Origin of the sequence: Mariniflexile fucanivorans (genome assembly GCF_004341235.1) — a bacterium.
Taxonomy (GTDB): domain Bacteria; phylum Bacteroidota; class Bacteroidia; order Flavobacteriales; family Flavobacteriaceae; genus Mariniflexile; species Mariniflexile fucanivorans.
On the sequence record NZ_SLUP01000003.1, the window covers coordinates 150,535 to 162,884 of the forward strand.

The following is a 12,350-nucleotide window of genomic DNA, read 5'->3' on the forward strand; positions in this document are numbered from 1 at the left end:
AGTTGCTTTTTAAAAAAAAATATTATATTTGGTTTACCAATTTGGTTTACCACATATTATTCACAAACTAAACTATTCGAAATGAAACTAAAAATTACTCAAACAAAAGGTTTATTATTTAAAGGGTTTCTGTTAAAAACTGGTATTATTGTATTGATATTCTTATGGAATACGAATGTGTTTTCGCAAGACGCTACAAAACTCCCTTCAGAACTTACAGCGGCTTATACTTCTACACTTGCCCCAGGAACGACCATAACTATAGCAGATGGTACGTATTCTGGAAGTTTTACAATGAAAGTTAATGGTGTGGGAACTTCAACTAATCCCATTACATTCAAGGCGCAAACCCCAGGCGGCGTTAAATTTACCAACGGCCAGCAATTGAAAATTGGTGGAGATTACTGTATTATTGATGGCTTATGGTGGCAAGGTGGTAATGGCGCCAGCAATTTTATTGAATTTAGAGATGGCTCTAATTATGCTTACTATAGTACCCTTCAAAATTGTGTAGTTGATGGTTTACAAGTATCAGGCGGCACACCAACATATAATGCTTCAACAGGTGTATACGCAAGTGTTAAACATAATTGGGTTGTTATGTATGGAAATTACAACACCGTAATTAATTGTTCATTTATGAATAAAATAAGTTCCGGTAATTTTATTCTAGCAGAATATCAATTCAACGCATCTGCTGATGGTACTGGACTTCCAAATACACGTTGTGACGAAGTTGGTCATAAAATTATTAATAATTATTTCTATAAATATGCGAAAATTGATGACACATATACCAATTCAGGAGATAGTGAAGCTATTCGTATAGGTACAAGTGAGTATCAAAATGTAAATAGTAATGCTTTAGTTCAGAACAATTATTTTGTTGAAGCAGATGGTGAAAATGAAATCATCACTAATAAAAGCAAAGGCAATAGTTATATCAATAACACTTTTAGAAGATGTAGAGGTTCTTTAGTACTGCGCCATGGTTCGGACACCACAGTTAATGGAAATTACTTTTTAGGTATGAATGTTGACGGTACTGGAGGTATTAGAATTGTTGATAGTAATCAAATAATTAGGAATAATTATATTCAAGATTGTATTACTGTTATAGATCAAGCACAGTGGAATAATGGTATCACATTTTTAGGTGGAAGCGCAGCTAAGGCAGTTGATTGTTCAGTTACAACTGGCCTTTCAAATGGCTATCAAAAAGTTGAAAATCTTAATCTGAGTAATAACACGATTGTAAACACGAATGCGCCTTTATTTTATAACATAGCTCAAGGGTCAACCGATCCATTAGGAAGTGTTAATGATAACTTAATTTATTTTACTTCAGGTAACTCAAATATAACACCTGTAATTAATCAAGATTATACTGCACTTGGTACAGCATTGACTTACTCTGGAAACGTTTGGAAAGGAGCGAGCAGCTTAGGTGCAACGAATACTGGTTTTGCCGAAGTGGCAGGAATTACGGCTACACAATCTGGCGAAATTTTCACTTTTACAGGTGCAGATGGTAAAGGTGCCGATATGGGTACTTACACACCAATAACTGATGGGATGGTTGGTAATGAAATTGGAGCTTGTTTTGTAAATTATTTAGGTGCTTCCTATAGCGGTACTTGTTCTGTTGTAATACCTGAAACTTTAGTCGTAGGCAGTTTATCCACATTTGCTCACACTGGGGGTAGTATGGATGTTTCAATTACTGCCAACGTAAGTTGGTCTGCTACATCTAACGATTCATGGATAACAACCATTAATCCTAGTTCGGGTACTGGAGACGCTACAGTTTCAGTTACAGTTACTGAAAACACTGGAACCGAAAGCAGAAGTGGTTCTGTAACTTTTACACAAACTTCAGGGGATGGTAATGGTACTACCAAAACTTTAAACATCACCCAAGATGCGCCACCTCCACCAGACCCACGTGATGGCTTAAACCTTATAAACCCTCTTTTCGCTGACGTTGAAGCCGTATATGCTTGTCACGAAGAAACAGAAGCTAATGGGCACTCCGGAAAATTTAATGATGCATGGAAAAGTTTGGATAAAAACCCTGACACCCAATGGGCCGGAAGTGCTGCCTTAGGTGAATGCGCAAGTGCTGGATATACCTCTATAATTTACGATTTAAAAGGCGCTTTTGATTTAGATTTAGTAGATATTGCAACTACAAGTGGAAAAACTTACAATTTACAAATTTGGGTGTCCTCTACAGTACCTGTATCACCTGAAACATATCCAGCTAACGGTGATTTTACACTAGCATATCCAAGCAGTGGATTTTTTCAAATTAGCACAACCCCAACAGTTAAAGTACCTTATACAATATCGCCTGCCGCTGCAGGTACCAGATATGTAAAAATAGTTGGTGATGGCCAACCCGGTGGTTCTAGGTATACAACTATTCATGAAATCGAGTTTTATGGCGACCCTGTTAGTTTATCCGTTGATGATAAGCAAATAACTAATCAAGTTAAAATGTATCCTAACCCTGTTAGCAACATACTAACAGTAAGCCAGATAAAAACACAAGTAAATGTTATACAAGTATTTACTTTGGATGGTAGAAAAGTTATGGAAAAACCTATTAAATCGTTAACCTCTGAAATTAAAGTAGATGTTTCAACCTTATCCAATGGTGCTTATATTTTAAACCTTGTAAATAGTGATGCCTCTAAAGATTCTAAAATGTTTATTGTTTCACATTAAATAGCATAATTGATCAGACCAAGTGTCATTTTATTTAATTGCAGTATCTTTGCTTTTTAAATAAAATGACACTTTTTTATGCCCCTTAACATCGTTCTTATTGAACCCGAAATACCCAACAACACGGGTAATATCGGGCGTTTAGCATTGGCATCTGGCTCTACACTTCATTTGGTAAAACCTTTTGGATTCGAAATTAGTGATGCTCGCCTTAAACGTGCTGGCTTGGATTACTGGCAGCATGTAACAATTGTTTATTATGATAGTATAGATGAATTCTTCTCTAAAAACAAAAAGGGCAACATGGTATTTCTTTCCAGCCATGGCACAAAAAACCATTGGGAAATTCCTTTTGAGGATAATCTGTTTTTAGTGTTTGGTAAAGAGTCGGTAGGATTGCCTAAATCCATTACTGAAACCCACACAAATCAACTTTACAAAATTCCTTTGTACAGCCCACATGTTAGAAGTTTAAACTTAGCAAATGCTGTAGCCATCGTTGTTTATGAGGGCGTAAAACATTTATAATTAAAGTTTTCACAAAATTATTTTAGGCATTAAACCTTTTTCTAAATTTATAGTCAAAGTGCCAAATAACAATTTAAAAACTTAAATAATGAAAACAACAATTTTAAAATTCGCCTTATTCTCATTTGCTTTATTAGCTTTTTCTCAAGTAAACGCTCAAGACAAAAAGAAACCAGACCCAGAAAAAATGTTTACTACTTTAGACACAAATAAAGATGGTACTATTTCTCTGGAAGAAATGAAGGCACGCAAAACTAAAAAAGAAGTATCTGCTGAAGCACAAGAAAAAAGATTTGCTGCTATGGATGCTGATGCCAATGGCGCAGTAACTTTAGAGGAGTTTAAAACTTCTATGGCAAAAGTAAAAGGTAAAGGTGAAGGCAAGAAAAAACAAGAATAGATAGTTGTTTATCCCATATTAAAAAAGGTTCAAGTTAATTAACTTGAACCTTTTTTCTTTTCATTCTTTTTCAACATATTTAAATACATGGTCTCTACTTTGGTCCTTGCCCAAGGTGTTCTCCTTAAAAACTTTAGACTCGATTTTACCGAAGGATTATCAATAAAACATTTAATTTTTATGGTATAACCCATATACTCCCAACCATAATGCGCCACCAAATCATTAATAATCTGTTCTAGCTTTATACCGTGTAACGGGTTGTTAGGTTGCTGTTCCATGCGCTAAATCTTTAATTTTTACAGCTTTTTCAAAGTGGTCTAACTTATGTTCTTTTATCCACCAAGTGGCAGCCTCCATTAAAAGTTCTGGGTTATTGTTTTTATTTTCAAAAAATGCATAAAAAGACAAACCTACATTTTCACCTTTTGTTTGTATTTTTTCATTACAAACTTCAATAATTTTAGCTTTTAAACTGGGCGTCATACCTATTAATTACGTCTGTCGTTTCGTTTTCTATCGTTGTTACGCTTCGGGCGACGGCTACTATCATTCTTTTGAGTATTGCTTTTTGCCGAACGTTCATTGTTTCTAGAACGGTTTCCACCACCACGTTGCTGGCGTTTTTCTGGTTCGGTTGAGGCGTTCGGGTCAGGTTCAAACCCTTCAACTATTTCAACAGGAATTTTTATCCCTACTAACTTTTCAATATCTCGTAAATAGGTTGTTTCATCAGCACTTACTAATGATAGCGCTTCACCACTAGCTCCTGCTCTACCCGTTCTGCCTATTCTGTGTACATAATCTTCAGCAATATTAGGTAATTCAAAATTAATAACATGGGGTAATAATGGAATATCCAAACCACGCGCTGCAATATCAGTAGCTACTAACACACTCACACTGCCGTTTTTAAAACCTCCCAATGCTTTGGTACGCGCGCCTTGACTTTTATTTCCATGTATAGCAGCAGCTTTTATTCCTGCTTTTGCCATTTTTTCACATAGCTTGTTGGCTCCATGTTTGGTTCTGGTAAAAACCAATACCTGTTTCCAGTTTCCGTCTAATATCAACTTTATAATCAAATCAGTTTTTAAACCTTTGGCAACTCTGTATACTTTTTGTGAAATGGCATCTACCGTAGTGTTTTCTGGAGTAGCTTCTACCTGCACCGGGTGATTTAAAATACCATGTGCCAGTTTTTTTATATCGGCTGAAAACGTTGCCGAAAACATTAAGTTTTGGCGTTTTTCGGGCATTAATTTAATAATACGTTCAATATCGCGTAAAAAGCCCATATCCAACATGCGGTCTGCTTCATCTAAAACCAAGATTTCAACACGTTTTAACGAAATGTGATTTTGGTTAATTAAATCCAATAAACGCCCTGGGGTGGCTACCAATACATCAATACCTTGGCGCATGGTGGCAACCTGTGGGTTTTGGTTAACGCCTCCAAAAATAACGGCACTTTTTATGTTTAAAAACTCGCTATACTCTCTAACATTGGCATATACTTGTGCTGCCAATTCACGCGTTGGTGTTAATATTAATGCACGAATGGGTCTGTATTTTTCTTTTGGGTTTTCTGATAAAATATGTAAAAGCGGCAAAGTAAACCCTGCTGTTTTTCCAGTACCTGTCTGGGCACTTGCCAATACATCTTTGCCTTGTAATATATGGGGAATGGATTTTTGTTGAATAGGACTTGGGGTTGTGTATCCCTTTTTGCTAATTGCTTTTAGCAAGGCTTGGGATAAGCCTAAAGAATTGAATTGCATATAAATTGTTTGATAAACCCTTAATTGGGTATTTTGAGATGACAATCTATTCTATTAAACATCACCTCTTTTTTTTTATTAAGCGACAAATGTACGGTTAATTATTTAGATGCTTTAGCTTTAATATACTTTGAAAGATATTTGGCATGTAGTGGCTCATTCCTAATTGCTCGTTTTCTTAACATACAATAATATCTGTTTAATTTTTATAAGCGACACAGGCAAAAGTAAATCCGATAGACACAATTAAGCTTAAACGAAACAGGTTAAAACAATTAATAACATTTAAATCCAGAGAAGGCTTTGTTAAAGTTTTGTTAACCAAAATATTTGCTAATAACAGTCATAAAACATTACTTTTGCATGAACAAATATTGGCACTATGAACCCATCAGCTAAAGGCTGGATAAAAAAATTGCTTAAAGAAGTAGCAAAAAACAACTCTTTTTTAAACGTTGAAAGTGAAACCTTTTATAACGCTTTAAAGGATTGCGGATTTATTTATGGCAGTAATTTTGACATTGTTTGTAATGTTATCAATAATAAAGATTTTACAGACGAAGAGCTTTCTAAAACCAATTTATGTTTAGCGCTACTTTACACACATAAAAATACGGGATCTGAGACTCCTTTTGTTGATAGTGTCATTAATTTTTACACCGAAATAAACGAACTTAAAACATCATTCCTTTTTGGGTTGCTTGGTGAAAAAAAATCTAATGAACAATTAGAAAAAATAATACATAAGCGTATTCAAATTGATGACAATTTCATCACTAAAAACTTTAATTATTTTATTATAAACGCTCTATTATATGTAGATGTATTGGCTTACGAAGCGTTTTTAAAGCATAAATCGATATCTGTTGATTATATTAAAAACTTAGAATCTACAATTGAAGCGGTTTCTTTAAATGCCTTGAATTCAAAAGCATCAAAAAACAAATATGATGATAGTTTAATAAAATTATTTGAATCGTCTTTACGATTTCATAATAGCACGCCTCTAGTTTATTCTGATGCCATAAAAAACATTCATAGCATTTTAGAAAAATATTATATTCTGGATTTAGCATGTATGGCAACTTGGAATGACCAAACTATTGACAAGAAAGAGCAAGCATTTTTAATTCAATTAAGTACCGATTTGCAGCTGGATGCTTTACATATAAAACAATCAATAAAAACTATAAACACCTTTTACAATTTACATAGAGACAGCATTGCACTGCTAAGCTCTGGCAACATGGCGAAGAGTTTTTACAATAACTCTACTAAAATGGTAAAAAAATTAATTATTAGAAATAGTAAACGCCTATACCAAGAATTGAAAGATAGTAAGGAGCTTATGGTATTACTCACACAGTCTACCCAACGCGATTTAACTGCAGCAGAGCAAAAAAAGGTACAAGAACAACTATTGGATATTTTTAAATCCATACCAAGTCTTGCTATATTCCTTTTACCTGGAGGTGCTTTATTATTACCATTAGTAGTGAAATTTATTCCCAAACTGCTCCCATCTGCATTTGATGAGAACAGAATTGAAGAATAAAAAACCTAAAAAGGTTTAAATTCCATATAATGGAAATTCCAAACCTGACAAATAAGAAACTTAATAAAAATAAAACACGAATCTTTAGTGGAAATTCGTGTCAAAAAATTAACGGTTGCGTTTCCTATTTAAAATATAGTCATCAATGGCCTTTTTGGTAGTAAACCAATTTCTACCTTCTTTGTGCGCATCAATCTTACCTTGTCTAGCAAGCAAACTCACATATTCTTGACCATAAATTACATCAGGTTCTTCAACTATATCGGCTATACTTTTATAATCGTAATCACTATTGGGTAAAGTGCTTAAATAAATATTCAAAGTACGCTCCACAGCTTGACACATTAATAACATCAATTTATCATAATTGCCATTATTTGCTTGATTTAAGGCTTCATAATATTTTTTTCGATCGTTTTTTAATATGATAGCTGGCGGAAAACCTGCTTTCATTAAAATTAAATTCATGGCTAAACGCACCGTTCTTCCGTTTCCATCAAAAAAAGGATGAATCCAAACCATTTTATGATGAAAAAAAGTAGCCAATTCAATAACATTTAATTGTTTTGGATTTGAATTTACAAACACCACCAAATCATCAAGTAAATCGGGTACTTTGTTGGCATTTGGCGGAATAAAATTAGCACCTGAAATCCTTACGCCACCATTCCTTAATCTACCTGCAAAATCATCCTCAATGGAGCGTAAAACCAACCCATGTAGCGATAACACATCATGACTATTAAACACATAATCTGGATGAATTAAAGTGTACAAATAGTTGATGGCGTGCTCGTGGTTTTTAGCCTCAAAATGTTCTCTTAAAGATTTCCCTTTTATGGTTATGCCCTCCTGCAAGACTAATTGTGTTTCCCTAAGGTTTAAAGTATTGCCTTCTATACTATTAGAGTTGTAAGTCCATTCTATGGTAAGTGCCTCTTTAATTTTAAACAAGGCACTATTAGGCAATGTTCTGGCTGCATTTAAGCTTTTTAGTTTATCAAACAAACGCTCAAATGTTGGGTTTAATATTTCTCTATATGTTACATCTATTGTCCACACACCACAAAGATACAAATTAATCGGATATATTAATTTTTTAACTTATCCGATATTAAATTATTTTTTAAAATAAAGAAATATATTTAATTCCAATTTTTTTCTATTAGCTTTACAAAAAACTAATCAGCCAAAAACAAATGACAACTTACACAATATCAGAAATTAATACCATTCTAAAAGGGGAGCTTATTGGTAATACGACTGAAAAAATAACAGGTCCCGAACAATTACAAAGCGCCAAAAGCAATCATATTTCATTTATTGGAAGTCAAAAATATTTAAAATATTGGGCAGACTCAAAAGCTTGTGCTGTCGTGGTAAATGACAATATAAAAATTGAACCAAGTGATAATCGTGCCATCATTAAGGTGAAAAATGCCGATTTAGCGATGGCTAAAATATTAGAGCTATTCAATCCGCCACCACCAGTTTTTGATACCGATATTCACCCAACAACCGTTATTCACGATACGGCGAAAATTGGTTCTGGTTGTAAAATTGGCCCTAATTGTTATGTTGGTAAAGATGTTGAATTAGGTAATAATGTAATTTTATACCCCAATGTATGTGTGTTTGATGAAACTATTATTGGTGATAATACGGTAATATGGTCTGGAACCGTTATTCGCGAACGCTGTATTATTGGAAGCCACTGTATTTTTCATACCAATGTAAGTATTGGCGCCGATGGTTTTGGATACAGACCCAGTGATGATGGACGAGGACTGGTTAAAATACCACAAATTGGTAACGTTATTATCGGGCATTATGTTGAAATTGGAGCCAACTCGTGTGTAGACCGCGCTAAATTTAGCTCGACTATTGTAGGCGATGGCTGTAAAATTGACAATCTTGTACAAATTGCTCATAACAGTATTATGGGACGCTCGTGCATTATGGCTGGACATAGCGGACTTGCAGGTTCAGTAACTTTAGGAGATGGCGTTATTATTGGTGGAAGTGCTTCAATTAAAGACCATACCACTATACATTCTGGGGCTACTGTTGGTGCTGGTTCTGGTGTTGTGGGCGATGTTGAAGCTGGAAAAACCGTGTTGGGATATCCGGCGCAAGATGCTAGAGATATGTTGAAACAATGGGTGGCCATGCGTCAGTTTATGAAAAAACAATAACTATCTTATTTACCTAGAATTTCATTAAATTTACACGCTTTTTTTGCGTTAGGGATAGCAGTGAAAATCCTTTTTAAAACCTATTGAAAAAAAACTTTGGTAAAGACTAAAAATTTATAAGAGATTTTGTCGTGCTTCCTTACAATAACTTTTTTAAAAAGATTGTAACGAATAGCCCGACCCGGTTCCTGAACTTGTTTCAGGATAAGGGTAACGCCCAAATAATTATTAATATTAAAAAAGAATTAATTTATACATGATACGTAATATTGAAAACATAGAATTACAGTATTTAACATTGGAAGACTACCAACAACTTAAAGAAGTCATGATTGAAGCTTACGCAAGTATGCCTGGGTCGTACTGGAGAAAATACCATATAAAATCTTTAATTGAAAAATTCCCGGAAGGGCAAGTAGTTATTAAAGTAAATGGGCAGTTGGCCGGTTGCGCTTTATCTATTATTTTAGATTACAACCAATTTGACGATCACCATACCTACGAAGATATTACGGGGAATTTCACGTTTAGTACGCATACCGATAGAGGCGATGTACTTTACGGTATTGATGTGTTTATAAAGAAAGAATATAGAGGTTTACGACTTGGGAGACGTTTGTACGATTACCGAAAAGAGCTTACTGAAAAACTAAACCTGAGAGGTATTGCGTTTGGTGGCAGAATACCAAATTACCACAAGCACGCCGACCAAATGAGCCCTAAAGAATATATTAACAAGGTTAGAAGAAAAGAAATTCACGACCCAGTTTTAAACTTTCAGATATCGAACGATTTTCATCCTTCCAAAATATTAAAAGGTTATTTGGAAGGTGATACGGCTTCGGGGGAATTTGCGGTTTTATTGGAATGGGATAACATTTATTACGAAAAGAAAACCAACAAGGCTATTACTAAGAAAAAAGTTATTCGCCTGGGCTTAATACAATGGCAAATGCGTTTGTATAAAGACATGGAAGAATTGATGCAACAAGCAGAGTTTTTTATAGATTCTGTATCTGCCTACCGTTCGGATTTCGCCTTGTTTCCAGAGTTTTTTAACGCTCCTTTAATGGCAGACCATAACCACATGAGCGAAAGTCAGGCTATTCGGGAATTGGCTGCATATACGCCAACCATTGTGAAAAAGTTTTCGGAATTTGCTATTTCATACAACATCAATATTATTACTGGTAGTATGCCCGAATTAAGAGGCGATTTATTATACAATGTGGGGTATTTATGTAAGCGCGATGGAACAACAGAACGCTACGAAAAACTACATGTAACACCCGATGAAGCTAAAGTTTGGGGCATGCAAGGTGGTAACGAATTAAAAACGTTTGATACAGACTGTGGAAAAATTGGTATTTTAATTTGTTATGATGCTGAATTCCCTGAATTAAGCAGAATTCTTGCCGATGAAGGTATGGACATATTATTTGTACCGTTTTTAACCGATACTCAAAATGGATATTCTAGAGTGCGCCATTGCGCCCAAGCACGCGCTATAGAAAACGAATGTTATGTTGCCATTGCGGGTAGCGTTGGCAACTTACCAAAAGTACATAATATGGATATACAGTTTGCACAATCTATGGTGTTTACGCCCTGCGATTTTGCATTTCCTGCAAACGGTATTAAAGCCGAAGCAACCACCAATACCGAAATGATTTTAATTGCCGATGTTGATATTGACATGCTTCGCGAACTAAACCAATTTGGTAGCGTTAGAAACTTACGTGATAGACGTAAAGATTTGTTTGACTTACGGAAGAAATAGATTTTTAAGACATCTAAATATTCGAAGAGGCTGTCTGAAAAGTGTATTATATTTACTTTGTCAGGTTAAGCTTGTCGAAACCGATGTTGATTATCAGTAGGTTAAAATATTTCGACAAGCTCAATATGACACAGAATTATACTTTTCAGACAGCCTCTTTTCATTATTTGAAATTTAGCTCTTGACTTTGTAAAAAATTTCAACTATATTCGTTTAGATTTGGATATGAAATATTAAAACTGCTTCATATCAAGCCGTTAGCATATATATGAAAAGAACAGTCCTTTATATAATCTTATTTTCAATAAACATCGTTTTTTCTCAATATAGAAACTATTCTTCACAACCCTACTCGCTCCCAGATTTGTTAATATGGGAAAATGACACAATTCAAATTCAAACTTTCCCTTTAGAATGTCTGCCTAAATTTGACCAAAAAAATCTTTTCGACAACAAAGAAGTAAAACCTGAATGTTGGGGTTGTTTAAAAAATTATATTGCTGAATGGAAAATTATAAATAGTGAACTATATTTATCTAACATATACAGTTACAACTTTAAAAAAGATAGTATAAAAACGGATTTGAATAAATTATTTCCTCATAAAACAAAAAATAATTTAGTTTTAGTCGACTGGTATTCTGGCAGTCTTTTTGTACCAAAAGGAGAACATATATGGATGAGTCAAAGTCCAGGTTTCCCAATTTACGAATCAGAGTGGGAATTAAATATCGAAAAAGGACAAATTGAAAATATGGAACTTGAAAATGGCAACTATTATAAATCCATTTACACTAAGAATACGAAAAACTTAATAACTTTTATTGAAAATAATTTAGACCAAAAAACTATAAATGAATTGAAAAATAAAAAAATTTCTATTTATTTAAAAACGGGTAAATCAAAATATGATTTTTCTATTTCAAAAATCAAAGGAATTGCTAACAAAAACTTAGAAACAAAACTTGTTGAAGTTTTAAACAAATTACCCGATTATGACTATTATTTTAGACATGGTGAAGCTCTAAACATTATTTTTTCAATAACATTTATAGACAATCGGCCTTGAAAAAATAAAACACAAATACTTTTAGACGAGAAAGAAACTTTCAAAACCTTTTTTGAAAAAGCAAATTTAAACCCAAATACCCATTTAATTAAAGGCGTCATTTGTGGCTACTGGATAGAAGGTATTGAATACACATTAACTAAACAAGTATGATATTTAGATAAGTTAGTTGATGAATTAGCCAAAGTACGTGAAATTGAGAACGTTTTCTTGTTGAATAACATTGAAATTTAACGACTTACTTTCGCAAAAAAACCATTTAAAACTTTGTGATTTCTTTAATAACAATTACTTACCAAAATGTGCTTTTAC

Annotated in this window: 12 protein-coding genes; 8 read left to right on the forward strand and 4 right to left on the reverse strand. The window is 33.9% G+C overall.

Going from position 1 to position 12,350, the window contains the following annotated elements; genetic code table 11:
- Positions 1–81 precede the first annotated feature (81 nt).
- The 3 genes from EV196_RS07370 (at position 82) to EV196_RS07380 (ending at position 3,658) form a co-directional block, all read left to right on the forward strand.
- Positions 82–2,730: a chondroitinase-B domain-containing protein gene (locus EV196_RS07370; protein WP_132216912.1), complete on the forward strand. Its 2,649-nt coding sequence runs from the start codon at positions 82–84 to the stop codon at positions 2,728–2,730.
- Positions 2,731–2,808: 78 nt separating this feature from the next.
- Positions 2,809–3,258 carry a tRNA (cytidine(34)-2'-O)-methyltransferase gene (locus tag EV196_RS07375; RefSeq protein ID WP_132216914.1) on the forward strand — a complete coding sequence of 150 codons (450 nt, stop codon included), beginning with the start codon at positions 2,809–2,811 and terminating at the stop codon, positions 3,256–3,258.
- An 88-nt stretch (positions 3,259–3,346) separates the two neighbouring features.
- Positions 3,347–3,658 (forward strand): EF-hand domain-containing protein, encoded by a 312-nt coding sequence (locus EV196_RS07380; protein ID WP_132216916.1) that lies wholly within the window; start codon positions 3,347–3,349, stop codon positions 3,656–3,658.
- Positions 3,659–3,696: 38 nt separating this feature from the next.
- On the opposite strand, the gene EV196_RS07385 is transcribed toward EV196_RS07380, so the two are convergent.
- Genes EV196_RS07385 through EV196_RS07395 form a run of 3 tightly spaced genes read right to left on the reverse strand, consistent with a single transcriptional unit; the run spans position 3,697 to position 5,439 of the window.
- A complete protein-coding gene (locus EV196_RS07385) occupies positions 3,697–3,939 on the reverse strand; it encodes a VF530 family protein (protein WP_132216918.1) in 243 nt (80 codons plus the stop codon).
- A complete protein-coding gene (locus EV196_RS07390; protein WP_132216920.1) occupies positions 3,923–4,144 on the reverse strand; it encodes a DUF6500 family protein in 222 nt (73 codons plus the stop codon). Before EV196_RS07390 ends, EV196_RS07385 begins: the two co-directional genes overlap by 17 nt.
- Before the next feature lie 5 nt (positions 4,145–4,149).
- A complete protein-coding gene (locus EV196_RS07395; RefSeq protein ID WP_132216922.1) occupies positions 4,150–5,439 on the reverse strand; it encodes a DEAD/DEAH box helicase in 1,290 nt (429 codons plus the stop codon).
- Between the two features lie 382 nt (positions 5,440–5,821).
- Between EV196_RS07395 and EV196_RS07400 the strand changes: the two genes are divergently transcribed.
- The gene (locus EV196_RS07400; RefSeq protein ID WP_132216924.1) at positions 5,822–6,994 is read left to right on the forward strand and encodes an LETM1-related biofilm-associated protein; all 1,173 of its coding nucleotides are present in this window, start codon (positions 5,822–5,824) and stop codon (positions 6,992–6,994) included.
- 108 nt (positions 6,995–7,102) lie between these two features.
- On the opposite strand, the gene EV196_RS07405 is transcribed toward EV196_RS07400, so the two are convergent.
- Positions 7,103–8,056: a Fic family protein gene (locus EV196_RS07405; protein WP_132216926.1), complete on the reverse strand. Its 954-nt coding sequence runs from the start codon at positions 8,054–8,056 to the stop codon at positions 7,103–7,105.
- Positions 8,057–8,193: 137 nt separating this feature from the next.
- Here EV196_RS07405 and lpxD point away from each other — a divergent pair, with 137 nt between their 5' ends.
- From lpxD to EV196_RS07425, 4 genes are all read left to right on the forward strand, one after another.
- Positions 8,194–9,189 carry a UDP-3-O-(3-hydroxymyristoyl)glucosamine N-acyltransferase gene (lpxD, locus tag EV196_RS07410; protein WP_132216928.1) on the forward strand — a complete coding sequence of 332 codons (996 nt, stop codon included), beginning with the start codon at positions 8,194–8,196 and terminating at the stop codon, positions 9,187–9,189.
- Positions 9,190–9,445: 256 nt separating this feature from the next.
- Positions 9,446–10,969 carry a carbon-nitrogen hydrolase family protein gene (locus EV196_RS07415; RefSeq protein ID WP_132216930.1) on the forward strand — a complete coding sequence of 508 codons (1,524 nt, stop codon included), beginning with the start codon at positions 9,446–9,448 and terminating at the stop codon, positions 10,967–10,969.
- Between the two features lie 268 nt (positions 10,970–11,237).
- Positions 11,238–12,038 carry a hypothetical protein gene (locus tag EV196_RS07420; RefSeq protein WP_132216932.1) on the forward strand — a complete coding sequence of 267 codons (801 nt, stop codon included), beginning with the start codon at positions 11,238–11,240 and terminating at the stop codon, positions 12,036–12,038.
- 15 nt (positions 12,039–12,053) lie between these two features.
- Positions 12,054–12,191, forward strand: coding sequence for a DUF2200 family protein (locus EV196_RS07425; protein WP_132217447.1), 138 nt, complete (start codon positions 12,054–12,056; stop codon positions 12,189–12,191).
- Positions 12,192–12,350: the final 159 nt, after the last annotated feature.

Bases quoted from the DNA above. Each gene is read 5' to 3' on its own strand.
- EV196_RS07370 (WP_132216912.1), top strand. From the start codon at position 82: ATGAAACTAAAAATTACTCAAACAAAAGGTTTATTATTTAAAGGGTTT.
- EV196_RS07375 (WP_132216914.1), top strand. From the start codon at position 2,809: ATGCCCCTTAACATCGTTCTTATTGAACCCGAAATACCCAACAACACG.
- EV196_RS07380 (WP_132216916.1), top strand. From the start codon at position 3,347: ATGAAAACAACAATTTTAAAATTCGCCTTATTCTCATTTGCTTTATTA.
- EV196_RS07385 (WP_132216918.1), bottom strand. From the start codon at position 3,939: ATGGAACAGCAACCTAACAACCCGTTACACGGTATAAAGCTAGAACAG.
- EV196_RS07390 (WP_132216920.1), bottom strand. From the start codon at position 4,144: ATGACGCCCAGTTTAAAAGCTAAAATTATTGAAGTTTGTAATGAAAAA.
- EV196_RS07395 (WP_132216922.1), bottom strand. From the start codon at position 5,439: ATGCAATTCAATTCTTTAGGCTTATCCCAAGCCTTGCTAAAAGCAATT.
- EV196_RS07400 (WP_132216924.1), top strand. From the start codon at position 5,822: ATGAACCCATCAGCTAAAGGCTGGATAAAAAAATTGCTTAAAGAAGTA.
- lpxD (WP_132216928.1), top strand. From the start codon at position 8,194: ATGACAACTTACACAATATCAGAAATTAATACCATTCTAAAAGGGGAG.
- EV196_RS07415 (WP_132216930.1), top strand. From the start codon at position 9,446: ATGATACGTAATATTGAAAACATAGAATTACAGTATTTAACATTGGAA.
- EV196_RS07420 (WP_132216932.1), top strand. From the start codon at position 11,238: ATGAAAAGAACAGTCCTTTATATAATCTTATTTTCAATAAACATCGTT.